This is a genomic window from Sorangium sp. So ce1153, from assembly GCF_051521595.1.
Taxonomy (GTDB): Bacteria; Myxococcota_A; Polyangia; order Polyangiales; family Polyangiaceae; genus Sorangium.
Genome location: NZ_CP150361.1, coordinates 8963474 through 8987936, shown reverse-complemented (window position 1 = coordinate 8987936; position 24463 = coordinate 8963474). Strand labels below are relative to the sequence as shown.

Genomic DNA, 24463 nt, shown 5'->3' with positions numbered 1-24463 from the left:
CTCACTCCCGGGATCGGGACCCGCCGCCGATGGGGACGATGTCGACCTCGGCGCCCGCGCGAGAGTGACACTCCTCGGTGGGGTCCCAGGAGCTTGCCGCGCGGAGCGACACGGTACGAGCGCCTCGTCCGGCCTGGCGCGCCGCGTCTGTACAGCGGCGGCCTCGCAGGGGTACCATGGACGCGGGCGCAGCGGATCATTCCGCTGGCAGGGCGTACCGAGCTGTCGTGCGAGGGAGACGATGGAACTGAAGGTGGTCGACGAGGGCGGTGTTCAGTTCGTGGAGGGCGCGCCGGGCCAGGCGCTCATGTCGAGCGTTCGCGACGTGGATCGCGTGCTGGAGGCCTGCTGGTCGGACCGGGTGGAGTGTGCCCTGCTCTACGCGGCGAACCTGACCCCGACGTTCTTCGACCTGAGCTCGGGAGAGGCAGGGGCGATGCTGCAGAAGCTGAGAAACTATCGGATCCGGCTCGCCGTCGTGTGCCCGCCCGGGGGCGTGGGCTTCAGCAGCCGGTTCGGGGAGATGGTGGCCGAGGAGCGCCGCGGCAGAGACTTCGGGGTGTTCGACACGCGTGAAGCTGCCGTCGCGTGGATCCGCCTGGATGCGAGCGCCGGTGATCCGACTCCCCTCCACGATCCGGGAGGCCGCTCCGCCGCGGAAGAGAAGCCGTAACCCGTGCCGGGCCGCGCCTCTCCCCGCTCGAGCGCTCAGCCGCGGTCCGGGGCGCCCAGCGGGACGAACTGGCGATAGGGGACCCCTCTTTGCCTGACGAAGACTGTCGGCGGGAGCCAGACTCCCGACCAGGCAGCCGTTTCCGTGGTTTACCCGCAGAGCGGGGATGAGCGCGGTGTCCGGACGCTTGCCGTATCGCACCCGAGCGCAGTGGACGCAGACGTGTCCACGTCCCGCACCGAGGACGCGCTCCTGCTCCAGGGAGCGCTTGCGTACAGGACACATTATATGGCAAATGTGTGATGCGCATTGGCGTCGGGGGACACGATGGCGGTCGCCGTGCCGAGGGGGGTGTCCTCTCGAGCGCTGCGCCGGAGTGTGCCTCGCTGGATCGACGAACCGGGAGGCAGCCGCGATGAACGCTCCGATCAACGTGTTGGACCCAGATCTGCGTGCGAATCCGCATCCCTATTATGCCGAGATGCGGCGCGTGAGCCCCGTTTGCCAGGTCGATCCCGGCGGCATGTGGGCGGTGACCCGGTACGAGGACGTGCTCTTCGTGATGAAGAACCCGGCGCTCTTCTCGTCCGAGGGCTTCAAGGTGGCGTGGCAGCCGCCCTGGGTGGGCTACAACCCGTTCGCGAACTCGATGCTGGCCATGGACCCGCCGGCGCACACGCGGCTGCGCAGCCTGATCCACCGCGCGTTCGGGGCCGCCACCGTGGCCCGGATCGAGCCGCGCCTCCGCGCCGTCGCCGTCGAGCTCACGAACCGGCTCGTGGAGGAGACCGACTTCGTCCAGGCGGTGGGGCACCCGATGCCGGCCTTCGCCATCGGCGAGATCCTCGGGCTCGACCACGCGCTGCACGCCAACTTCAAGCGGTGGGCCGACGACATCGTGGCGATCACGCCCGAGCTCCCGCTCCCGGAGGACGCCCAGCGCGTGCGGACGACGATCGCGGAGCTGAGCGGGTACCTGATGGAGGTCATCGCGAAGCGGCGCCGCGCGCCCGTGGACGACACGGTGAGCGATCTCGTCCGCGCCGAGTCCGACGGGCAGCGTCTGACGGACACCGAGATCGTCGACTTCCTCGTCCTCCTCCTGCTCGGCGGGCTGGAGACGACGACGCACCTCCTCAGCAACTCGCTCCTCTTCCTCGCCGACCACCCGGAGATGATGCGGCAGCTGCACGCCGAGCCCGGCCTGATCCCCCTGTTCGTCGAGGAGATGCTCCGCTACGACGGCCCGGTCCAGGCGCTCGCGCGGATAGCCACCTCGGACGTCGTGCTCTCCGGGGTGACCATCCCGCGCGGAGCGCTGGTGATCCCGATGCTCGCCTCAGCCAACAGGGACGAGGCGAAGTTCAAGGATCCGGATCGGTTCGACCTGCACCGCGGCTCGCAGGGAGGGCTCCATTTCGGGCACGGCGTCCACTTCTGCATCGGGGCCGCGCTGGCCCGCATGGAGGCGCGGGTGGCGCTGGAGGCGGTGATCGCGCGGTTCCAGCGGGTCGAGCGCGTCCCTGGAGAGCTCCAGTACAACCGCACGCTCACGGTCCGCGGCCCTGTCACCTTGCCGCTCCGGTTCACCCCGGTCAGCGCCGCCGGTCAGTAGCCTGGCCATCCGTCGCCCGCCCGGCCTGCGCCCCGGGGTGCTCCGCGTCGAGTCCGCCCGTCACACCGGGCTTCGTGGACACCCCACCTCCGGCGTGCCGCCTCACGCCTCGTACAGGAGATGTCCAACGTTCCAACGAACGTATTCAACGAACTCATCAATTCGACCCGGGGACTCCGTCCGGCGCCGCGGCGCTGGATGACCGGCGGACCGGGGGTGTGGTACAAGCGGACGGTCGTCATGACGAGGCAGCGCGGGGGGCGTCTCGATGGGGTCGAGGAGCGGACATCGGCATGAGTTGGATCGAGGCGGCGAGCGCCGGAAATAGCCTGGATCCGGCCGGCGCCGCGCTCTCGGGCGGCGGGGAGATGGGGGCTCTGATTCGCTCGATCGACTGGTCGGCGACGCCGCTCGGCCCGGTCGAGGCGTGGCCCCAGTCGCTGCGCACCGCGCTGTCGATCCTGCTCTCGTCCGAGCACCCCATGTTCCTCTGGTGGGGCCGCGAGCTGATCCAGTTCTACAACGACGGCTACCGCCCCATCCTGGGCTCCAGGAAGCACCCGGCCGCCATGGGGCAGGCGGGCCGCGCGTGCTGGAAGGAGATCTGGGACGTCATCGAGCCGATGATCGAGACGGTCTTCTCGGGCGGGGCGACGTACCTGCGGGACGGCCTGCTCATCCTCGATCGGAATGGCTTCCTCGAGGAGTGCTATTTCAACTACGGATATAGCCCGATCCGGGACGAGAGGGGCGCTGTCGCGGGCGTGTTCGTCGCGTGCTCCGAGAGCACCGGGCACATCCTCGGACAGCGGCGGCTGCAGCTCCTCGGGGCGCTCGGGACGAGGGCGGCCGACGCCAAGAGCGTCCGCGACGCCTGCCGCGTGGTGATGGAGGCCCTCGCGGAGGCCGGGCGCGACCTGCCGTTCGCCCTGCTGTACCTCGTCGACGTCGACCAGGACGGCGCGCCGGCCTCGCTCGCCGGGACCGCCAGGCTCGACCCCGGCCACCCCGCGGCGCCGGCGGCGGTGAGCCTCGATCCAGGGGCTGACGACGCGGTGTGGCCGCTCCACCGCGCGCTGCGCGAGGAGGTCGAGGTCGACCTGTCGGAGCTGCCCGCGGGCGCCCTCCCGCTCCCGGGCGGGCCGTGGCCGGACGCCGCGCGCCGCGCCGTCGTGGTGCCGCTGCCGCGCGCCGGCGCCAGCGGCCGGCCGGCCGGGTTCCTCGTCGCGGGCGTCAGCCCCCGGCTCGTGCTGGACGACGACTACCGCAGCTTCCTGCGGCTCGTGGCCAGCCACAGCGCGGCGGCCATCCAGAACGCCCGGGCCAGCGAGGAGGAGCGGCGCAGGCTGCTCGCGCTCGCCGAGCTGGACCGCGCCAAGACGGCGTTCTTCAGCAACGTCAGCCACGAGTTCCGCACGCCGCTGACGCTGATCCTGGGGCCCGTGGAGGACGCCCTCGACGACGCGGAGCAGCCGTTGCCCCCGCGGCAGCGCGAGCGCCTCGCGGTCGTCCACCGCAACAGCCTCCGGCTGCTCCGGCTCGTCAACACGCTGCTCGACTCCTCGCGCATCGAGGCGGGCCGCATCCGCGCGAACTACCAGCCCACCGATCTCGCCGCCCTCACCGCGGACCTGGCGAGCTCGTTCCGCTCGCTCCTCGAGCGCGCCGGCCTCTCCCTCACGGTGGATTGCCCGCCGCTCCCCGAGCCGGTCTACGTCGACCGGGAGCTCTGGGAGAAGATCGTGCTCAACCTCGTCTCGAACGCCTTCAAGTTCACGTTCACGGGCGGCGTCCGGGTCTCCATCGAGGCGGTCGACGGCTCGGCCGTCCTCTCGGTGGCGGACACGGGGACCGGCATCCCGGAGGCGGAGCTGCCGCACCTGTTCGAGCGGTTCCACCGCGTCGAGGGGGCGAGGGGGCGGAGCTACGAGGGCAGCGGCATCGGCCTCGCCCTGGTGCAGGAGCTGGCGAAGCTCCACGGCGGCAGCGCGGCCGTGGAGAGCCGCGTGGGCGAGGGCAGCCGCTTCTCGGTGTCCGTCCCGCTCGGCAAGGCGCACCTGCCCGAGGACCACGTCGAGGTGGCCGCCGCGCCGGCCCCGGCGGGGCGCGGCGCGGCGCCGTTCGTCGACGAGGCCGCGCAGTGGGGCCGCGGCGAGCCGGCGCCGGAGCCGGCGCCGGCGGCGGGCGCGGCGCCGGCGGCGGGCGAGGCGCCGGCCATCAAGCTGCCGGGGCACGTGCTCGTCGCCGACGACAACGCGGACATGCGCGAGTACGTGCGGCGGCTGCTCGCCGCGGAGGGGTGGGCGGTGGAGGCCGTGGATAACGGCCGCGCCGCCCTGGAGCGCGCCCGCGCCAGCGTCCCGGACCTCGTGCTCACCGACGTCATGATGCCCGGGCTCGACGGCTTCGGCCTGCTCAGGGCGCTGCGCGCCGACGAGCGCACCCGCGGCGTCGCCGTGGTGATGCTGTCGGCGCGCGCGGGCGAGGAGGAGCGCGTCGACAGCCTCGAGGCGGGCGCCGACGACTTCCTCGTGAAGCCGTTCTCCGCGAGGGAGCTCCTCGCGCGCGTCCGCATCCACGTGGAGCTCGCGCGCCGACGGCGCGAGGCCGAGGGGCAGCGCCAGTACCTGAACGACCTCTTCGTGCAGGCCCCGGGGCCGATCGCGATCCTGCGCGGGCCGGATCTCGTCTTCGAGGTGGTGAACCCGCTCTATTACCAGCTCGTCGGCCAGCGGGCGCTCGTGGGCAAGCCGCTCCGGGAGGCCCTGCCCGAGCTCGACGGTCAGCCCGTCTGGGATCTCCTCGACAGCGTGATGCGCACCGGCGAGCCCGTCGTGGGGAAGGAGCTCCTCGTGCGGCTCGATCGCCGGGGCGACGGCACGACGGAGGACGTCTTCTTCAACTTCGTCTACCAGCCGATGCGCGACCGCGACGGGGCGGTCGAGGGCATCTTCGTGTTCGCCTTCGAGGTGACCGACCAGGTGAGCGCCCGCCGCCGCGTGGAGGCGCTCGTGGAGGCGCTGAAGGTCGCCGATCAGCGCAAGGACGAGTTCCTCGCCATGCTCGCGCACGAGCTCCGCAACCCGATGGCCTCGATCAGCCTGTCGCTGTCGCTGCTCGAGGGGCTGGAGGGCGACGAGCCCAAGTCGGCGCGCTACCGGGAGATCGCCCGGCGGCAGGTGGGCCACCTCGTGCGGCTGGTGGACGATCTGCTCGACGTCTCGCGCATCACGCGCGGCACGGTGGAGCTGCGCCTCGACGAGGTCGATCTCGCGGCGCTCGTGCAGGACGCCGTCGCCGCGGCGCGGCCGGCCGTGCAGGCCCGGCGGCACGAGCTGTCGCTCTCGGTGGGGGCGGGGGGCTTCGGCATGCGGGCCGACGCCACGCGGCTGGAGCAGGTGGTGACGAACCTGCTGACCAACGCCGCGAAGTACACGCCGCCGGGGGGCGCGATCTCGGTGCGCCTGACCTGCGAGGCGGCGGGCGGCGCGCTCGAGGCCGTCCTGCGGGTGCGCGACACGGGCCGCGGTATCCCGGCGGCGATGCTGGAGAAGGTGTTCGAGCTCTTCACGCAGGTCGAGCAGACCATCGACCGGAGCACGGGCGGGCTGGGGCTCGGGCTCACGCTGGTGCGGCGGCTGGTCGAGATGCACGGCGGCAGCGTCGTCGCGGCGAGCGCCGGGGCGGGGCAGGGCAGCGAGTTCACCGTCCGCCTGCCGCTCGGCCGGGGCGCGGCGCCGTCGCCCGCGCCGCTCGGCCGCCTCGGCGAGCAGCCGTCGCCCGCGCCGCGCGCGGAGCCCCGCCCGCCGTCGCTGGTCGAGGCGGCCGAGCGGCGCCGGGTGCTCGTCGTGGAGGACGCGGAGGACGTGCGCCGGGTGCTGCGGGAGCTCCTGGCGGCGCTGGGGCACGAGGTGGCGGTGGCCGCGGACGGGGTGGATGGCCTGGCGAAGCTCCTGGCGCTGCGCCCGGAGGTGGCCTTCGTGGACGTCGGGCTGCCCGGCATCGACGGCCACGAGCTGGCCCGCCGGGCGCGGGCCGCGCCTTCCGGCGAGGCGGTCTATCTGGTGGCGCTCTCGGGCTATGGTGGCCCGGAGGATCAGGCGAGATCCAGGCGGGCCGGCTTCGACCTGCACCTGACGAAGCCCGTGGGCGTCGCGACCCTGCAGCAGGTGCTCGCCGCCCGGCGCGGCTCCCTGGTTTAGTACCTCGTCCTCCTGGCTCTATCCCGGCGTCCTCGGCGCTCTCTGCGGTCCACCTCTCGTCACTCACGCGCTCACGAACTGCCGCTCCACCAGCCGTCGATACAGCCCGTCCTGCGCGACCAGCGCCGCGTGGTCCCCGCTCTGCACGATCCTGCCGCCATCCATGACGAGCACGCGGTCGGCGCCCATCACGGTCGAGAGCCGGTGGGCGATGATCAGCGTCGTGCGGCCCTTCATCAGCGTATCGAGCGCCGCCTTCACGAGGTGCTCGCTCTCTGTGTCGAGCGCGCTCGTCGCCTCGTCGAGCACGAGCAGGCGAGGGTCCTTGAGCACGGCGCGCGCGATGGCCACGCGCTGCTTCTGCCCACCGGACAGCTGCACCCCGCGCTCGCCCACGAGCGTCCGGTATCCCTCCGGAAACCTGAGGATGAAATCGTGCGCGTTCGCCGCGCGCGCCGCGGCCTCGACCTCCTCGTCCGAGGCGCTCGCCCGTCCATATCGGATGTTGTCGGCGACGCTGGTGGCGAACAGGATGGGCTCCTGCGCGACGATGCCGATCTGCCGGCGCAGCCAGCTCGGCGACAGCGCGCGGAGGTCGTGCCCGTCGAGCAGGATGCGCCCCTCGTCGGGGTCGTAGAGCCGCATCAGCAGCGAGGCGATCGTCGATTTGCCCGCTCCGGACGAGCCGACCAGCGCGATGACCTCTCCGGGCCGCACCGACAGATCGATCCCTTCGAGGACGGGCACGTCCCTGCGCGCCGGATAGCTGAACCCGACCCGCTCGAGCTCCAGCCGCCCCTGGACGGCGGGCGGCTCGATGCCGCCCGAGAGCGGCATGGCCGGCGCGCGGTCGAGGAGCTCGAACACGCGCTCGGCTGCGCCCAGCGCCCGCATGAGCTCGGCCCACAGGTCGCTCAGGCCGGCGAGCGAGAAGGCGACGAGGAGCGTGTAGAAGAGGAAGGCGGTGAGCTCGCCGATCGTCAGGCGCCCGGCGACGACGAGGCGGCCGCCGTACCAGAGCACGAGCGCGGTGGCCGCGTAGCCCGCGAACGTCACCACCCCCGAGAAGGCACCCGAGGCGCGGACGCGCGCCCTGGCGCGCTCGAACGACTCCGTCACCTGGCCGGCGTAACGCGCGAGCTCCTGCTCCTCGGCGGCGAACGCCCGGACGGTGCGGATCCCCGACAGCGCCTCCTCCGCGATCTCGCCGGAGCGCGCCAGCGAGTCCTGGACGGCGCGGGAGAGCTTGCGGAGCTTGCGGCCATAGATCACCGCGCCGAGCAGCACGGGAGGGATCACCGAGAGCATCAGCAGCGTGAGCCGCGGGGACGTGTACACGAGGAACCCGAGGCCGCCGACGACCGATACGCCCAGGCGCAGCGCCATCGAGATATGGACGCTGACGGCGTTCTGGAGGACGGTCGTGTCCGAAGCGAGCCGGCTCGTCAGCTCCCCTGTCCGGTGATCATCGAAGAAGGCCATCTCCTGCCGGAGGACGTGATCGAACAGGCTCGCGCGCAGCCGGGCGACGACGCGCTCCCCGGCGGTGGTGAAGAGGACATACCGCAGCGCGACCGCGACGGACTGAAGCGCGATGAGGGGCACGAGCCAGAGCGCCGCCCTGTCGAACGCCGCGACGGGCTTCCCAGGCCCGAGCGCGTCGTCGATGAGCCGCTGGATCACCTGAGGGAGCAGCAGGCCCATTCCGCTGCCGATGCCCAGGAACAGGGTGCCGAGGGCGAGGCTCACGAGCTCGGGTCGGGCGAGGCGGAGGAGACGTAAAAGGTGCGTGGGGCTGCGCCGCCCCTCGTTAGAGCGCTGCATTGGCCAGCTTCAGCCTAGCAGGGCCCGGGCGCCGAGGCGCGCGATACGGGCGTTCGCGTGACGCCGCACGTCCGCGCTCGAGCGAGGCGCGCCCGCGCCGGATCGGGATATCGATTGACCAGGGAGCGACAAGGGCGCGACAACCGTGCCCGGTCGAGGCCGCTTGCGCTGGACATCTATTGACCACGAGATTGCGGCATCAGCAGGATGCGTGCGGACTCAGCGTCGCATCGTGGCATAGCGCTACAGGCCGGCAATTCTGCCACCGCGTTCATGAGACATTTTGCCAGCTCGAATTCTATCATGAAGAACCTCATCTGTTTTGATGTGCAACGTGTCTACTATGATAGATACGAGTGTTTACTAACGCGGTAATGTTTTGCTCCTCCTGGAAAATAGGCGCGCGTTCCACCATCGGAGACGGATCCGCGATGTCACTGAGGTCTGGCCTCGCTCTTGCTGAACCCCTCCTCGACCAAAGGAGGTCAATTATGAAGAAGATCCTGAAGCTCCAGACGCTCTCGATGAACAACCCGACCACCGGCGGCGGCGGCGGCGGCGGCGTCCCCTCGAACGCCAGCCTCCTTCTGCCGTGTTCGAACTCGGTGGCCAGCCTGCTCCTGTGCTAATCGACGCTGTGAGGGAGTGATCGGCGACCCTCGGGTCGCCGATCGTATGCAAAGTCATCTTCAGGACTTCGTGTCCGGGAGATGACTTTGCTTTTTCATGTGCCCTGCTCCTCGTCGCTGGGCGCGTCCACGTTCGAGCGCCGGAGGCCTCGAGCGGCCGCCTGTGGCGGCAAGGTCAGCGCACTCCCCCGGGCGTGCCGTCTCCTCGCAACCGTTTCAATGAGGGCTCATGCTAGGCATCGACAGAAGAGCAATGGATCGTATCGTCGACTTCGTCATCGCTCATCCAGAGCGGTACGAGAGCCTGGAGAGGTACCGGTCGGAGGGCGCAGAGTTCAGGGAGCTGGTGAAGCGCCTCGTGCCGGACGGCTGGACGGTCGGCGAGGGCCAGGGCCCGTGGTGCGAGGCCCATCCATCGAAGCTCCGGGTGCCTGACGCCGGGTTCAAGATCCACCTGTCGACCGCGCACGAGAGCGCGAGGGAGATGCTGGCGGCGGTCGTGCCGCTCCTCGTGGAAGAGGGCGCGTCGTTCAAGGTCCTCGTCGACGAGCAGATCCTCGACCTCGGCAACTCGACGTTCTGGGGCCGCGGGGCGTGCGGGAAGTTCGTCACCATCTATCCTGCTGACGTCGAGCAGCTCACCCGGCTCATGCCGCGCCTCCACGACGCCACGAAGGGCTTCCGCGGTCCCTACATCCTGTCCGACAAGCGGTACAAGGACAGCAAGGTGCTCTTCTACCGCTACGGCGGCTTCAGGAAGGCGCAGCGGGTGAACGCGTTCGGTGAGCCGGTCGCCCTCCTCCGGACCGCCGACGGCCAGCTGCTCCCGGACGAGCGGCTGCCCTACTTTGCTCTGCCCGAGGGGGTCGACGATCCATTCCCGGAGACGGAGGAAGAGGACGACGAGCTCATCCTGAAGGGCAGGTACAAGGCCACCGAGGCGCTGGGCACCTCCAGCAAGGGCGGGATCTACCGTTGCCTCGACCTCGAGACGAACACGGAGGTCGTGGTCAAGGAGGCCCGCCCGCTCGTGAACCGCGGGCGAAAGATCCCTTACGACGCCATCGATTGCCTGAAGAACGAGTATCGCGTCCTGAAGCGCCTCGACGGCACGGGCGTGGCCCCTCGGCCCATCGAGCTCTTCCAGGAGTGGGAGCACTGCTTCGTCGCCATGGAGCAGGTGGAGGGGGTGTCCCTCGCGTCCTACCTCGCCCGCTGGCGCTCCAACCTCCTCCTCGTGCCGTCCCCGACCGCCGACCAGGTGCGGACGTACTGTGAAGAGTTCCTCGCCATCGCGAGGAACATCCTCGCGGGCGCGCGGACCATTCACGAGCGCGGCGTGGTCATCCAGGACGTCTCGCCGCGGAACATCGTGTTCGACCCGGAGCAGGGGACGATCAAGTTCATCGATTTCGAGGCGGCTTACATCGCCCAGGGCGACGCCGAGCGCCTCTACATTCCCATATCCACGCCTGGCTTCGGCGAGGCGAGGGGGATGGATCGGCTGCCGACCTTCGCGGACGACTACAGGGCGCTGAGCCGGGTGCTCGGGGAGCTCCTCTACCCGGTCACGTCCTTCTTCTCGATCGCGCCAGAGCGCCGGGCCCCTGCGTTCGCGCATTTCGCGCGGGAGCGGGGCATCCCCGAGGCCATCGTGCGGCTCACCCTCGGGGTGGGCGAGCAGCCGGAGCGGGTGGACGCGCTGCTCTCGGAGGCCGAGCGCAGCCTCGAGGGCGTCGCCGCGCCCGAGCGGATGCCGCCCCTGCGGGGTGACGATGAGCTCCGGAAGATCGTCGGGGCCATCGGGAATTATATCGTGGATCAGATCCAGCGCGGCGACGATCCGCTGGAGCTGCCGGCGGATTACCGGCGCTCCATGACGAATCCGCTGAGCGTCGCTTATGGCGCGTCCGGCGTCGCGCTCTTCCTGAAGCGGACGAGGGGAGAGGTCCCCGCGGTGTTCCTCGACGCGCTGGTGCGCGAGGCGTCCGGGATCGGCGACGACCGGTATGCGCCCGGGCTCTACATCGGCAGCTCGGGCGTCGCGTGGACGCTCCTGGAGCTCGGGATGCGCAAGGAGGCCGAGGCGCTGATGGAGGCCGCGCAGCGGTCGCCGCTCCTCCACGAGAACGCCGACATGTTCTATGGGGCGGCCGGCTGGGGGCTCGCCAACCTCTTCTTCCTCGCGCAGCTCGGCGATGAGAAGTACCTCCGGAACGCGGTGGACGCGTTCGACCACATCAGGCCGAAGCTGGAGCAGGACAAGGGAGGGTACTCCTACAAGAACACGGACGCCGTCTATCACGGCCTCGCGCACGGCGCGGCCGGGATAGGCTACTTCCTGCTGCGGCTGTACCGGGTGACGGGGCGGGAGGAGCACCTCGATGTCGCGCGGGGGCTGCTCGACTTCGAGCTCGCGAGCGTCGAGGAGACCAAGCCGGGGTTCGCGCAGCTCAGGCGCTCCGTGGGCGACCGGCTGGTCTACCCCTACTGGCGTATCGGCAGCGCGGGGGTCGGCGCCGTCGCGCTGCGCTTCCACGCGGCGCTGGGGGACGATCGGTACCTCGAGATGGCCCGGAAGATCGCTCGCCAGCTCGACGGCAATTACACCGTCTTCCCCACGAACTTCTCCGGGATGGCCGGGCTCGGGAACTTCTTCGTGGACATGCACCGCCGCACGGAGGAGGCGAGTTACCTCGAGGAGGCCCGCCGGTTCGTCGACCGGGTGATGCTGTTCGCGCTGGAGAAGCCCTCGGGCCTCGTGTTCCCCGGCGAGGAGCTCCTCCGCCTCTCCACCGATTACGGGACGGGCTCCGCCGGGACGGGGATGTTCATCCACCGGATCGTCGCGGGCGGCGGGCTTCCTTACCTCGACTTCTGACGGGATTCTGACGGGATCCGCGCGCGCCGAGCGAGCCTCGCCGGGCGGCGGCGGCGGTGAGCGCGGCTGCGCTTCAGCGCGGGCGCGGGCGCGGGCGCGGCAGGCGTACGATCTTGGCGCCCGGGCGGGGATCGATCGGCGGCAGCGCGAGCACGAGCCGCTCGATCTGCGGCAGCGCGTGCTGCACGGCGCCCTCGGCCTGGAGCTCGGAGAAGGGGCCGGGGTAGGCGAGGACGAGGCGGTAGATGTTCGCGAAGGCGCGCGCGTAGACGCCGACCTGCTCGTGCTGGCTGACGAACCTGCCGTGCGCGGCGGCCTCGGAGGCCGCGGGGCCCCGCACGCGGTCGATGGCGCGCGCGATGGCGACCTGCCGCCGCCACGCGGTCGGGCTGCGCGAGCCGCGCTCCCGGATCTTCTGGAGGTGGCCGGCGATGGCCTCGCGCTCCCCGGGGCCGAGCGATGTGGTCGCGAGCGCCTGCTCCAGCGCGGCGTCGTCGAGCTCGAGCAGATCGATCAGGTTCACACCCACGCGCTCGACGTCGTCGGCCCACTGCGCGAGGAGCACCGCGTAGTCGACGTCCACCTCGTCCCGGCGCGGCTCCGAGGTCCCCCAGATCACCGGGGAGGTGTCGTCCACGACGATCGCGCCGAGCGCGCCCGCGCGCGACGCGAGCCCTTCCAGCTCGTCGTCGAGGCGGTGCGTCGACCCGCTGCCGTGCGCGGGCCGCTGGTCCGCGGCCTCCGACGAGAGCCCCGCGAACGCAGCGGAGAGCTCCTCCAGCTGCCGCGCGACCCTGGCGGGCTCGCCGGGCGGCTCGGCGAAGCGCGCGACGAGCCGCGAGCCGTTCGGCAGCGCGCACCACACCGCGCGCGGGTCGGCGGGGGGCCGGCCGCCGAGCTCGATCAGGGCGTCATCGGCCGAGAGCTCGCGCTGCACGAGATCCAGGAAACGGAGCAGAGCAGGGTCCATGGCCGAGCAGCCTACTCCACTTGACCGCCGGTGGCCCTCGGCGAGCTGGCCTCGCCGACGCCCTCGTGAAGCTCGATCACGTCGAGCGCTGGCCCGCGTCGCCCGAGCTCGCCGGCCGGCGCGGAGCCGCTTCCCGCGCCCCGCGGTCCGGGCGATCCTGCGATCCATGAGCATCGACCGCGCCGTGCTGGAGCAGCTCGAGAGGGTGGGCGGCCGCCTGGCGGAGGCCAGGGCCCTCAAGCTGCTCGACGACATCGCCTGGCCGCGCGAGGTGGAGGAGCGCTTCTTCGCCTCCGGCGAGGATCGCCTCCCCGAGGTCGAGTACCGCGTGGATCGCGACGCGCTCGGCCGGCGCATCGCCGAGCTGCGCGAGCTGCTGCTGTCGATCGACGGCGACGCGCCCGCGCTCGACTGGCTGCGCGACAACGTCCGCGCGCAGATCCAGGCCGCGGCGCTGCTCGAGGCCGTCGGCACGCGCGAGTTCTCCGCGCGCTCGCGCGAGCTCTACGGCGGCGCGCGCACGCCGTTCTTCGGGGGCGCGCTCCGGAACATCGATCTCGCCGAGCACCTCACCGCGCGCCTTCAGATCCACGGCTGGGACGAGGCCAGCGATCCCGAGGAGGAGCCGCTCGACGCCGCCGCGCTGCGGGACCAGCTCGCCGCCCGCGTCGCCGCGCGGAGGCCGCCGCTCCACATCGAGATCGCGCTCGACCCGCGCATCACGGCCAAGGTGGTGGCCGGCATGAGCCGGATCCGCATCCGGCCGGAGGCCACGTTCGCGTCGTGGGAGGCCGAGGGGCTGTGGCACCACGAGGTCGAGACGCACGCGCTCACCGCGCACAACGGCGCGGCGCAGGCGCGGTTCTCGTTCCTGCGCTCGGGCGGCCCCCGCACCACGCGCACCCAGGAGGGGCTCGCCATCTTCGCCGAGCTGTACAGCCGCTCGCTCTCCATCGGCCGCCTCACCCGGCTCGCCGAGCGGGTGCGCCTCGTGGACATGGCCGAGCAGGGCGCGAGCTTCCTCGACCTCTACCGCCACCTGCGCGAGCGCGGCGCCGAGCGCCGCGACGCCTACTTCGACGCCCAGCGCGTCTGCCGCGGCGGGCTCTGCGAGGGCGGCGCGCCCTTCACCAAGGACGCCTGCTACCTGGCCGGGCTGCTCGAGGTCTACGCCTTCCTCGCCGCGGTCCTGCGCGGCGGGCTGCGCGACGAGGTGGAGCTGCTCGTGTGCGGCCGGATCGCGCTCGACGACATCGCGGTGCTCGCGGAGCTGCGCGCGGCCGGGGCGCTCGAGCGGCCGCGCTACCTGCCGGGCTGGCTGCGCGCGTGGCAGACGCTCCTGCCCTACTTCGCGTTCACCTCGTTCATGGACGGCATCGATCTCGGCCCCGTGGAGCGGCACTTCCAGGAGCTGCTCCGCGTGGCCGCGGAGGCGCGGCCGGCGGGGGAGGGGAGGCGGCGCCGCCCCCGCCCGCCGGAGGGGTGAGCGGCCGGGGGCGGGGGGGCGGCGCGCCGATCTTCACACGGCGCGCGGCACGGGCGCGCGCGCCGGCGAAGGGACTGCGGTCAGTTCGTGAACCGGACGTTGTCCACGACGTACGGACCCGAGCCCGGGTTCACGCTGAGCTCGATCGTCAGCGACACGTCGCTCGGCGACGCGTTCAGCGCGGTCACGGTCGGCGCCGCGAGCGTGAACGTGACGGGCGCGAACGCGTTCTGGTTGGCGGCGCTCAGGTTGGTCGTCCCGACGAACTGGTTATGGATGCCGGCGGACGGGATAGAGATCAGCACCACCAGGCTCCCCAGCCATGAGGGGTTGGGCTGGACGGGCGATGTGAAGAAGTCGAGCGTGAGCTTGTTGCCCACCGGCGTGAGGCCCGCGGTGCTGAACGGCGCGCTCTTGACCTGGTTCCACGCGTTCGGCGTCTTGATCCGGAGCGCCTGGATGCCCTCGGTAACCCAGCCCGTGGTGAGCGAGAGCTGAGCCTGGGTGGACGTCCACAGGTTCGCCTTCTCGAACCCGAGGACCGGATTGCCGAAGAGGAAGTCGTTCATCACCTGCTCGCGGTACGGGAGGAACTTTTCCTTGAGCAGGTTCGAGATCTGGAATCGCGTCCTGCCCGGCTCGCCCTCGATCTCTTCCGTCAACTCGGAGGTGTGGGTGAAGAGGAGGTTGTTGAAGGGGATCGGCGCGTCGAGGCCGACCTCGACGTTTCCGCCTTCCTCGTCGTTCTTGGTCAGGTGGCACCCCGAGCAGGAGATCGTCTGGGCGCGCGCCAGGAGCTGCTCCGGCGTGAGCGGGCTGCCGATGGAGGTGAGCTTCTGCTGGATGTCGCTCCTGAAGGTCGACGGCTCGGGGCCGAGGGCGATCCGGTAGTTGTTCTGGTTGGTGATCAAGAGCGCCTCCCCGGAGGCGTAGGAGGCCGGCACGAGCGTGGGATAGTCGAACCGATTGATGTCCCCGGCGGAGGCGAGCGACTCCACGGCGTTGTTGACGAACCACGATCGAAAGCTGACGGCTCGAGCATCGGTCCAGGCGGGGTCGAAGAGCGCCGCGGCCGGGTTGTCGTCGACGGGCGTCGGGATCGCGAGCAGCTGGCAAGCGCCGCCGGTGCACTGGCGCGAGAGCTTGAACTCCCGGAGCGCCCATTCGTCCTGCTGGAAGGGAAACGGCCGCAGGAAGTCGTTGACGCGGATCTGGCCGCTGCCCGCGGCGAAGCGGTCGATGTGGATGACGGGCGAGGACCCGGGCAGCCCGTCGAAATAGAAGCTCCGCAGCTCCGCCGCCCGGTCCTGGACGGTCTTGGCAGGGTCCGACTGGCTCTGCCAGAACTCGACGATCGGGCGGCAGCCTTCGCGGCCCAGGCTCGGGTTCGGGTTGGGCAACCGCGACTCGAAGATGATGAAATTGCGCATGCCCCCGTTCAGCGTGGGGTGCCCTCCACGCCGCGTGAACACGACGCGGTACTCGCCGCAATCGGCGCCCGTCGGGCTGGCAAGGTCGAAGCGGTTCACGAGCGTGGTGGCCAGGTACCCGTCGTCCGGCGGCGCCGCGAGCGGGTCTGTGTCGGCCTCCTGGCCGACGGCCCGGCTGCACTGGACCGGGAACCCGTTGATGGACCCGTCGCGAGACTCGGTCATGAGGCCCGGAAGGACGATGGGCGGTGGGCCTTTCGGCGCCGGGGGCGGGTTGGCGAGCACGACATCATCGCAGTGCGGCCCGAGGCTCGGGCTCAGCCCTTCGCCGGCCTTCCTGTACGTGTCGAACATCTGCCGAAACAGCTTCAGCGGCGTGAGGCCCGGGACGTTCGCCTGGTCGACGAGCTGCTGCAGCACGTCCTCCAGCGTGAACTCGGACACGATGTCCGTATCCGTGACGATGAGCGACTTGCGCGGATCGACCGGGAAAGGGGACGTGAGCGCCTGGGCGTCGGCGCCGGTGGCCTCCGCGACGTCGTCTGGCGCGCCGTCCATCGGATCGCTCGCCGCGCAGGAGATCGTGGGCAGCGCGAGCGCCAGGAGCGCGGCGCGGCGCGCCCTCTGCCACGCCCTGGCGGCGCGAGGCTCTCTTCTTGAGCGCAGGGTCAATCCGAAGCACGACGGGTCGAGGACCATGAAACCTCCTGGAAGCATTCGAAGCGAATGCTCGCTGAGTCGGCCCGTTGAGCCGACGCATCCGTGGATGCCGTCCTGGACGTTCGTCCTTCATCCTATTTTTGAGCGCGCATAATTTTCGATAGGCAGGTCGCACGAGGTGCGGCGGTTTCCAGTGTGAGCGAGTTCCTGTGACACTGTTTCTCTGGCGGCGGTTCACGCTCCGCAGCGCGGGAACGGTCATGTCGTCGAGGGCGGGACACGACCGCCGGTGAAGGCGTACCCGCGCCCGTCGTGCATGCCCTTCACCTCGACGCCCTTCGCCGATGTCGCTCGGCTGCTCCGGCGGATCTGCTGTTCGGCCGTGCGAGGGCCCCTCGCCACCGCGGGTACGATGCACAAGGCTGCTCCTGGCGGCCAGAGGCCGCGAGAAGCACGGCGCGAGGGGGGCGAATGGCTGAGATCAACGACATCAACAAGGCGAGCGCGGCGGAGCTGCAGCGGGCGTTCCAGGTGAGCGAGGAGCGCGCGCAGATGATCCTCGCGAGGCGCGAGGAGCTGGGAGGGTTCAGCAGCTGGGAGGAGATCCAGCAGGTGACCGGCATCAGCGATGAGACGATAGAGAGCCTGAAGGACGCGGGCTTCCACGTGGTCGTGGCCAGCACGCCGTTCCGACCTGCGAAGCAAGCGTGATCCAGCGGGCGAGAGGCCTGGTGCCTTCCTCGGCGGCCGCGCGCCCCCGGGACGCCGCGCAGGCTCGATCCGCGCGGGGCGGCCCCGCCGCGCAGCTTCGGCGGGCTGCTCTTGCGTGGTTGCGTGTCGTCGCGCGCGAGTCGAGGCGGCTCTGTTCAGCACGGTCGCGAGGCGGCTTCGTCCTTGTCGCGAGGTTCGCCCTGTTCGCCGGACAGCTCCGCAGCTTGCGCAGGGTGCGCCTCTGGCGCCGATCGCTCGCCGGCGGTAGACCTGTCGAGAGCACGCGCAGGGCTCGCCGCAGGGTGCTCGCCTGTCCGGCTCGCACGAGCCCGGCTCGTACGAGGCTGCGTCCTGGCAGGCCAGTCCGGCTCGATGACGCTCGATCACGGGAGGGCTCATGACCGATTCAATCGTTGCTCCGCCGCCACGGGAGGCCCTGGCGCCGACGGCCGCCTCCAGGCCGGCTGCCCTGGCCGACCCATCCGCCGAAGAGGGCACGATCCAGCGGCTCTTGCGCGTGGATCCGGCGATGCGCGAGCCGGACCCCGAGGCCACGCTGGTCCTGTCCCTGGCGTCCGCGTGGATGTACTCGGACCTGGACACGCTGGAGAAGGCGATGGCCGTCTACGGCGACTGGGACTTCGCCCGGGTCAGCGTGGAGAACAACGCGCTCTTCGTGGCGAGCGACGTGTGCTTCATCCAGAGCAAGTGCAGGCGGCTGCTCATCCTGTGCATCAAGGGGACGGAGCCGAGGAACATCTTCAACTGGCTGACCGACGCGAGCGTCGCGTCGCAGCGGTTCTCTGCGCTCGGGCGGGTCCACGGCGGCTTCGCGCGCAACGTCGACGTCATGTGGTCGGTCATCGACAGGTATCTCGCGGCGGCGCTGCGCGGCGAGAACGTCCGAGATGTCCTCCCGGGCGTCGAGGCGTCCCCGCGCCCCGGCGCCGGGGCGAGCCCGGACGCCGGCGCCGCGCCGGGCAAGCTGGAGGCGCTCTACATCACCGGTCATAGCCTGGGCGCCGCGATGGCGGCCCTCACCGCCGCGCGCCTGTTCGCGGACGGCAGGTACGGCGATCTCCGGCAGCTCCTCCGCGGGGTGTACACGTTCGGGCAGCCGATGGTCGGCGACGCGGCCTTCGCCACCAGGGCCGGAGAGCTCCTCGGCGACAGGCTCTTTCGCTTCGTCTATGCGAACGACATCGTGCCGCGCCTGCCGCCGCTCTCGACGGGGCGCTTCGTTCACTTCGGGAGGGCGTACCGCTCGACGGGCGAGGGGTGGACCTATGAGAGCAAGGTCGCGGGCCAGACGCGCACGTTCCTCGTGAGCACGGCGGTCGGCGTCTTCGCCTGGGTCAAGCAGCAGCTGCCCATCATCCGGTGGCTCCCGCTGCCCTTCTCCTGGGGCGACCACTCGCCGGCCAACTATGTGGAGGCGTCGCAGCAGGGCACGAGCCAGCCAGCGATCTTCCGGTTCCGCTTCGACTGAGAGCGGTTCTCCGCCGCGTCGCGACCCTTGGAGAAAGGGAGCGGCGCGACAGGTCGACGCTGCGTCCACTATGTGCTTCACACGAAGATGCTGCTTCCATTCCGGAAGTGCAGAGAGGCGCGCATTGACCCCTGGCGCTGTTGATGTATGACGCTGCGCTGATGGAAGAGGTCCGTTCCTGCATCGCGCATCCGCACGCGCCCTCGGCGCACCGCCGGGCGGCGCGAGCTCGTCTCGCCGCGGGGGCGCTGGCGCTCGCGGCCGTGGCGGTCGCGTCGAGCGCGGCCGCGCAGACGCCGCCGGAGCGCGCGGCGCCCCCCTCGTCAGCGCCGCCCCCGCTGCCCGCCGCGCCGCCCGTGGCGGGTCTGCCGCCGGGGGCCACGTGGGAGGAGACGGTGGCTGCCTACCAGGCGACCATCACGGCGCTCGAGCGCCAGGCGCGCTTGGCGGAGGCGCGCGGCGCCGAGGAGGAGCGGCGCCGCATCGCGCTGGAGATCGAGGCGACGGAGCGGGGGTTCCGCGACTTCGAGGAGCGGACGACGGAGCGGAACAGCGATGTCATGATGGTCTCGGGGCTCGTCCTCGCGAGCCTCGGAGGTGTCGCCCTCCTCGGCGGCATGGTGCTGGTCGTGGCGCACCGCGACGACGTCGGCGCGCAGCGCCGCGAGAGCCAGAGGGTGGTGCTCGCCACCGCGATCGGAGGGGTGGCCGGGGTCGCCGTCGGCGTGCCGCTCTACGTCATCGGCAAGAAGCGCGTAAGGACAGACGTCGAGCCGAGCGCGCCTGTCGCGGCGCGCCTCCTCGTCGGTCCAGGCGCCGTCGGTGCGTCGCCCGGAGCAGGCCCGCTGGCGGTGGGGCTGCGCGTCGCCTTCTGAGCGGCGGCGCCGCGCGCCGACCGGAAAGCGGCTCACGTCGACGCGCCGGCCGTGCCGGTCGGCGACGATGCATGGCAGAAGACAGCCCTCCTCCACAACCCCGGAGCCAAAAACACTTTGCAAGCGCCCGACTGGATGCTAGTGTCCGTCTCGACGCGTCGCCCGCGTCGACCATGCTCATCGCGCGCTAAAACCACCGCTCTGTCCCGCGGCCCTCAGGGCTGATCGCCTGTTGCCCAGGTTGGCACGGCGCCCCTGTGCTGCGGCGTGTGAGCAGCCACGACAGCGACCCGCGGACCCCCGCGCGAGCTCGCGTCGTGCGCTGTGGGGACGGAGCGGGGCCGACGAGCGAACGCGCCCGAGGCGCTGGAGGTCGCTGGAGAGGTTTGCCAGGAGATCCTTGATCTCATGGCATCTCTCCTGGCGGCGCGCTGCCCCGCGCTCGCTGGTCGCTCGCTCGAAGCGCCGGGCCGCTGGCTCGTGGCGCGACGGCTGGACTCGTCATCTCTCCTGACGGAGAGGCGCTGAGGCGTCTCCGCAGGAGCGCGCGGCGAGTCGGGCTGTCCCGTCGCGACGAGGGGTGAGGTGCGTCGAGAGAGCGCCAGTCGAGCCGCCGGGAGAGGCCTCCTGCGTCAGCGGCCATGGCATCGGTGTGCCCGCAATTCGGGGGTGGACGATGAATGGAGGGTGTATGAGAGCCGGTTCTTCGAGGGTTTCGTTCAGCGCTGGCGCTGTTTCTGCCGTGGTGAAGATCGAGATGATCGAGGCGATCGATCGACAGGAGGGTCCTATGCAGCCAAATACGCATCTCCCCGCTGGCCACCTGGAGCTGGGTTCGACGAGGACGACCGTGCGGCGCCCGCCGCCGAGAGGGCAGCTCCCGGGGTCGAAGCCGATCGACCGGGAGCCCCGCCCGCCGCGCCGGCTCCCCGGCATGGATCGCGGCCGGCCGACGGTGAACATCCCGCAGCGCCGCCGCATGGGCGTGCAGCGATAGTCCCCGGGCAGCGCGCGCCGCCGGATCGCGGAGCGCGGGCCGCGGCCCGGCGGCCCGGCGGCGCACGCCGGCGGCGCGGGGTCGGGAGGCCGGGACTTCCGCGATTCCGCGTCCTCCGACGGCGCGCCGCCCGCGCTCCCCCCCGCGCCGATCGTGATTGGGCCGAGGCGAAGGCTGCGGTAAGACCTCACCGCCTGCGCAGCCCCCGGCCGCGCGGCCCCGCAGCCCCCGGCCGCGCGGCCCCGCCGCCTCGTCTCCGCGGAAGCCCGACCATGATCCACGCCGAACCGTTTGAAGCCCGCCTCGTCGCCGCCCGGCCTCTCAGCCCCTTCGTGCGCGAGCTCTCGTTCGAGCGCGCCGACGGCCAGGCGTTCCGGTTCGAGGCGGGACAGTGGGTCAACCTCGTCCTCCCGCTCGAGGCCGGCGAGGTGAAGCGCGCCTACTCGATCGCCTCCGCCCCCGACGGCTCTCCCCGCTTCGATCTGGCGGTCACGCTCGTGGAGGGCGGCGCCGGCTCGGAGTACCTGCACCGGCTCGAGCCCGGCGCCGCGCTCCGCGCCATCGGCCCGCACGGGCTCTTCACCCGGGATCCCGGGGATCCCGCGCCTTCCCTGTTCGTCGCCACCGGCACCGGCGTCACGCCGCTCCGGAGCATGCTGCACGCCTCCCTGCGCTCCGTCGCCCACGGCCTCTCCGCGCCCCACCTGTGGATCCTCTTCGGCGCGCGCTTCGAGGAGGACGTCATCTACCGCGACGAGCTCGAGGCGCTCGCGCGCGGCTCCGACCGGATCCGCTACGAGATCACGCTCTCGCGCGGCGGGCCCTCCTGGTCCGGCCGCCGCGGCTACGTGCAGGAGCACGTGCCCGAGCTCTACCGCGAGCTCGCGGCGAGGAGCGGCGACCCGGCCCCGCACGTCTTCATCTGCGGCCTCGATCGGATGGTGTCGTCCGTGCGTGAGCTCGCCCGCGGCGAGCTCGGTGCGCCCCGCAAGCACGTCCACGTCGAGCGCTACGACTGAGCCGCCGGCCTCTGGCGGGGCGCGGCCCGCGGATCTCCGGCCGCGGATCTCCGACCGCGGATCGCGGTCGATCGACGCGCCGCGCCTTGAGCGGCACCCTGGGTACGACGTAGGATGCCCTCCCCGCGGGAGGTACCTGCGGGGTCTGTTCCGCAGGTGACCACGTGACGACCAAGAAGACGTTCCGCACCATCGATCCCGCGACGCTCCCGAAGCACTTCGACTCGCCCGTCGCCGAGCAGCGCCTGGCCGACGCGTGGGAGGCCGAGGGGACGTACCGTTACGACCCGTCGCGCCCGCGCGAGGAGACCTTCGTGGTCGACACGCCCCCGCCGACCGCCTCGGGCTCGCTGCACATCGGCCACGTCTTCAGCTACACGCACACGGACGTCGTCGTCCGGCAGCGCCGCATGCGCGGGCTCAACATCTTCTATCCGATGGGCTGGGACGACAACGGCCTGCCCACCGAGCGGCGCGTGCAGAACTACTTCCACGTCCGCACGGACGTGCGCACGCCGTACGAGCGCGGCCTCACCTTGCCGCAGGCGGCGCCGGAGGCGCTCAAGAAGGAGCCGCCGCGCATCGTGTCGCGGCCCAACTTCATCGAGCTCTGCCACAAGGTCACGCGGGAGGACGAGCAGGTGTTCAAGGCGCTCTTCCGCCGTGTCGGCCTCTCGGTCGACTGGCAGTACGAGTACGCCACCATCGATGATCACTGCCGCCGGACGGCGCAGCTCTCGTTCCTGGATCTGCACGAGAAGGGCCACCTCTACTCGGTCTTCGCGCCCACGATGTGGGACGTCGATTTCCAGACCGCGGTCGCCCAGGCCGAGGTCGAGGATCGCCCGCAGTCCGGCGCGTTCCACGACATCGCGTTCGCGGTGGAGGGGACGGGCGAGCAGCTCGTCATCGCCACGACGCGCCCGGAGCTGCTCGCGGCCTGCGTCGGCGTCACGGCGCACCCGGACGACCCGCGCTACGAGCACCTCTTCGGCAAGACGGCGCTCACGCCGATCTTCCGCGCCCCGGTGCCGATCTTCCCGAGCACGCTGGTCGATCGCGAGAAGGGGACGGGCATCCTGATGGTCTGTACCTTCGGCGACGCGACCGACGTGATCTGGTGGCGGGAGCAGAAGCTCCCGCTCCGGCAGATGCTCGGCAAGAACGGCCGTGTCCTGCCGGTGACGTTCGGCGAGGGCGACTGGCAGAGCCGCGACGCGGCCGCCGCCAACGCCGCGTACGCGCCGCTCCAGGGCAAGGGCGTGAAGCAGGCGCGCGCGGCCGTGGTCGAGCTCCTCCGCCGCGACGAGCACGCGGCCGCCCCCGGCGCCGGCCCGGCGCTCCGGGGCGAGCCGAAGCCGATCGAGCGCGCGGTGAAGTTCTTCGAGAAGGGCGACCAGCCGCTCGAGTTCGTGCCCACGCGGCAGTGGTTCGTCCGGCTCTCCGACAAGAAGGCCGAGCTCCTCGAGTACGGCGACAAGATCCAGTGGCACCCGGATTTCATGCGCCTCCGGTACCGCAACTGGACCGAGGGGCTGCAGGGCGACTGGTGCATCAGCCGCCAGCGCTACTTCGGCGTGCAGTTCCCTGTCTGGTACCCGCTCGACGCCGAGGGCAACCCCGATCACAGCCGGCCGCTGCTCGCGACGCGCGAGATGCTCCCGGTCGACCCGACGGTCGACGTGCCGCCCGGCTACGAGGCGTCGCAGCGCGACAAGCCCGGCGGCTTCACGGCGGAGAGCGACGTGTTCGACACGTGGTTCACGAGCTCGCTCACCCCGCAGATCAGCTCGCACTGGGGCGACGATCCGGGGCGCCACGCGCGGCTGTTCCCGGCCGATCTGCGCCCGCAGGCGCACGACATCATCAGGACGTGGGCGTTCTACACGATCGCGAAGGCGATGCTGCACGAGTCGTCGGTCCCGTGGCGCCACATCGCGATCTCGGGGTGGATCCTCGATCCCGATCGCAAGAAGATGTCGAAGAGCAAGGGCAATGTCGTCACGCCCATGCACCTGCTCGACACGTACTCGTCCGACGCGGTCCGCTACTGGTCGGCGAGCGCGCGGCTCGGCACGGACACGGCCTTTGACGAGAAGGTGCTGAAGATCGGCAAGCGCCTCGTCACGAAGGTCTGGAACGCTGGCAAGTACGTGCTCAGCCAGTCCGCGGAGGTCCACCCGATCTCGGAGGAGCTCGACCGGGCGTTCGTGCACAAGCTCTCGGCGGTGGTGGAGGCGGCGTCGCGCTCGTTCGACGAGCACGAGTTCGCGGCGGCGCTCGAGCGCACCGAGGAGTTCTTCTGGCGCTGGTTCACCGATGCTTACCTGGAGCTCGCGAAGGCGCGCGCGCGCGGCGAGGCTGGCGCTGGCGAGGCGGCGCGCGGCTCCGCGGTGGCGGCGCTGCGGCTCGGGCTCTCGGTGCTGCTGCGGCTGTTCGCGCCGGTGCTGCCGTACATCACCGACGAGGTCTGGCGCTGGGTGTACGCCGGGGAGACGGGCCAGCCCTCGATCCACCGCGCCGCCTGGCCGGCGGCGGCGGATTTCGCGGACGTCGCGGCGCCCGCGGACGCCGGGCTGCTGGATCTGGCGGCGGCGGCGATGGCGGCGGTGAACAAGCGCAAGAGCGAGCTCGGCGTGAGCGTCGGGCGGGTGGTGACGCACCTCGCGCTCGGGGCGAACGCCGCGACGCTGGCGCGGCTGCGGCCGGCGCTCGGGGACGTGCTCTCGGCGGTGCGCGCGGGCGCGCACGAGCTCGTGGAGCGGCCCGGGCTGGCGGACGGCGAGGTCGAGGTGGTCCGCTGCGACGTGGAGTCCGCGCCGGCGGGCGCGGCGGCCGGCGCGGCGGAGGCGGCGGCCACGGAGTAGGCCGGGCGCGCGCGCTTCGTCAGCGGCCCTGGTCGGCGACGCCGGCGGGGCCGCGGGCATAGCGGCCCTGGCCGGCGGGGCCGCGGGCATAGCGGCCCCGGCCGGCGACACCGGCGGGGCCGCGGGCGCGACCGG

General features: G+C 71.5%; 15 protein-coding genes. 12 read left to right on the top strand and 3 right to left on the bottom strand.

Features of this window, described 5'->3' with window-relative positions; genetic code table 11:
• The first annotated feature begins 241 nt into the window (after positions 1–241).
• The 3 genes from WME85_RS32265 to WME85_RS32255 all read left to right on the top strand — a co-directional run bounded on the left by WME85_RS32265 (position 242) and on the right by WME85_RS32255 (position 6490).
• Complete coding sequence (locus WME85_RS32265; RefSeq protein WP_437826930.1) at positions 242–673, top strand: DUF4180 domain-containing protein; 432 nt, start codon at positions 242–244, stop codon at positions 671–673.
• 481 nt (positions 674–1154) lie between these two features.
• Positions 1155–2288, top strand: coding sequence for a cytochrome P450 (locus WME85_RS32260; protein ID WP_437826928.1), 1134 nt, complete (start codon positions 1155–1157; stop codon positions 2286–2288).
• A 293-nt stretch (positions 2289–2581) separates the two neighbouring features.
• Positions 2582–6490, top strand: coding sequence for an ATP-binding protein (locus WME85_RS32255; protein WP_437826925.1), 3909 nt, complete (start codon positions 2582–2584; stop codon positions 6488–6490).
• Positions 6491–6553: 63 nt separating this feature from the next.
• Here the strand turns inward: WME85_RS32255 and WME85_RS32250 are convergent, their stop codons facing one another.
• Positions 6554–8314, bottom strand: coding sequence for an ABC transporter ATP-binding protein (locus WME85_RS32250; RefSeq protein WP_437826923.1), 1761 nt, complete (start codon positions 8312–8314; stop codon positions 6554–6556).
• Positions 8315–8805: 491 nt separating this feature from the next.
• Here WME85_RS32250 and WME85_RS32245 point away from each other — a divergent pair, with 491 nt between their 5' ends.
• The gene (locus WME85_RS32245) at positions 8806–8943 is read left to right on the top strand and encodes a SapB/AmfS family lanthipeptide (RefSeq protein WP_437826921.1); all 138 of its coding nucleotides are present in this window, start codon (positions 8806–8808) and stop codon (positions 8941–8943) included.
• A gap of 253 nt (positions 8944–9196) precedes the next feature.
• Positions 9197–11824: a class III lanthionine synthetase LanKC gene (lanKC, locus tag WME85_RS32240; RefSeq protein ID WP_437826919.1), complete on the top strand. Its 2628-nt coding sequence runs from the start codon at positions 9197–9199 to the stop codon at positions 11822–11824.
• Between the two features lie 73 nt (positions 11825–11897).
• On the opposite strand, the gene WME85_RS32235 is transcribed toward lanKC, so the two are convergent.
• Complete coding sequence (locus WME85_RS32235; protein WP_437826917.1) at positions 11898–12794, bottom strand: hypothetical protein; 897 nt, start codon at positions 12792–12794, stop codon at positions 11898–11900.
• Positions 12795–12960: 166 nt separating this feature from the next.
• On the opposite strand from WME85_RS32235, the gene WME85_RS32230 reads away from it, so the two are divergent.
• The gene (locus WME85_RS32230) at positions 12961–14280 is read left to right on the top strand and encodes a flavohemoglobin expression-modulating QEGLA motif protein (protein WP_437826916.1); all 1320 of its coding nucleotides are present in this window, start codon (positions 12961–12963) and stop codon (positions 14278–14280) included.
• An 80-nt stretch (positions 14281–14360) separates the two neighbouring features.
• Here WME85_RS32230 and WME85_RS32225 read toward each other — a convergent pair whose 3' ends face one another.
• Entirely contained in the window at positions 14361–16427 is a 2067-nt protein-coding gene (locus tag WME85_RS32225; protein ID WP_437826914.1) for a hypothetical protein, read from the bottom strand.
• 414 nt (positions 16428–16841) lie between these two features.
• Here WME85_RS32225 and WME85_RS32220 point away from each other — a divergent pair, with 414 nt between their 5' ends.
• The 6 genes from WME85_RS32220 (at position 16842) to valS (ending at position 24328) form a co-directional block, all read left to right on the top strand.
• Positions 16842–17081: a ComEA family DNA-binding protein gene (locus WME85_RS32220; RefSeq protein ID WP_437826912.1), complete on the top strand. Its 240-nt coding sequence runs from the start codon at positions 16842–16844 to the stop codon at positions 17079–17081.
• 397 nt (positions 17082–17478) lie between these two features.
• Positions 17479–18570 (top strand): lipase family protein, encoded by a 1092-nt coding sequence (locus tag WME85_RS32215; protein ID WP_437826910.1) that lies wholly within the window; start codon positions 17479–17481, stop codon positions 18568–18570.
• Between the two features lie 161 nt (positions 18571–18731).
• Positions 18732–19445 carry a hypothetical protein gene (locus WME85_RS32210; RefSeq protein WP_437826908.1) on the top strand — a complete coding sequence of 238 codons (714 nt, stop codon included), beginning with the start codon at positions 18732–18734 and terminating at the stop codon, positions 19443–19445.
• A gap of 790 nt (positions 19446–20235) precedes the next feature.
• Positions 20236–20442 (top strand): hypothetical protein, encoded by a 207-nt coding sequence (locus WME85_RS32205; RefSeq protein WP_437826906.1) that lies wholly within the window; start codon positions 20236–20238, stop codon positions 20440–20442.
• 272 nt (positions 20443–20714) lie between these two features.
• Positions 20715–21461, top strand: coding sequence for a ferredoxin--NADP reductase (locus WME85_RS32200; RefSeq protein WP_437826904.1), 747 nt, complete (start codon positions 20715–20717; stop codon positions 21459–21461).
• Positions 21462–21625: 164 nt separating this feature from the next.
• A complete protein-coding gene (valS, locus tag WME85_RS32195; protein ID WP_437826902.1) occupies positions 21626–24328 on the top strand; it encodes a valine--tRNA ligase in 2703 nt (900 codons plus the stop codon).
• Positions 24329–24463 lie beyond the last annotated feature (135 nt).

Excerpts from the sequence above, each read along its gene's own strand:
- WME85_RS32245 (WP_437826921.1), top strand. The coding sequence starts at position 8,806 with ATGAAGAAGATCCTGAAGCTCCAGACGCTCTCGATGAACAACCCGACC.
- lanKC (WP_437826919.1), top strand. The coding sequence starts at position 9,197 with ATGGATCGTATCGTCGACTTCGTCATCGCTCATCCAGAGCGGTACGAG.
- WME85_RS32265 (WP_437826930.1), top strand. The coding sequence starts at position 242 with ATGGAACTGAAGGTGGTCGACGAGGGCGGTGTTCAGTTCGTGGAGGGC.
- WME85_RS32235 (WP_437826917.1), bottom strand. The coding sequence starts at position 12,794 with ATGGACCCTGCTCTGCTCCGTTTCCTGGATCTCGTGCAGCGCGAGCTC.
- WME85_RS32230 (WP_437826916.1), top strand. The coding sequence starts at position 12,961 with ATGAGCATCGACCGCGCCGTGCTGGAGCAGCTCGAGAGGGTGGGCGGC.
- WME85_RS32200 (WP_437826904.1), top strand. The coding sequence starts at position 20,715 with ATGATCCACGCCGAACCGTTTGAAGCCCGCCTCGTCGCCGCCCGGCCT.
- WME85_RS32215 (WP_437826910.1), top strand. The coding sequence starts at position 17,479 with ATGACCGATTCAATCGTTGCTCCGCCGCCACGGGAGGCCCTGGCGCCG.
- WME85_RS32250 (WP_437826923.1), bottom strand. The coding sequence starts at position 8,314 with ATGCAGCGCTCTAACGAGGGGCGGCGCAGCCCCACGCACCTTTTACGT.
- WME85_RS32220 (WP_437826912.1), top strand. The coding sequence starts at position 16,842 with ATGGCTGAGATCAACGACATCAACAAGGCGAGCGCGGCGGAGCTGCAG.
- WME85_RS32225 (WP_437826914.1), bottom strand. The coding sequence starts at position 16,427 with ATGCTTCCAGGAGGTTTCATGGTCCTCGACCCGTCGTGCTTCGGATTG.
- WME85_RS32255 (WP_437826925.1), top strand. The coding sequence starts at position 2,582 with ATGAGTTGGATCGAGGCGGCGAGCGCCGGAAATAGCCTGGATCCGGCC.
- WME85_RS32205 (WP_437826906.1), top strand. The coding sequence starts at position 20,236 with ATGCAGCCAAATACGCATCTCCCCGCTGGCCACCTGGAGCTGGGTTCG.
- WME85_RS32210 (WP_437826908.1), top strand. The coding sequence starts at position 18,732 with ATGGAAGAGGTCCGTTCCTGCATCGCGCATCCGCACGCGCCCTCGGCG.
- WME85_RS32260 (WP_437826928.1), top strand. The coding sequence starts at position 1,155 with ATGCGGCGCGTGAGCCCCGTTTGCCAGGTCGATCCCGGCGGCATGTGG.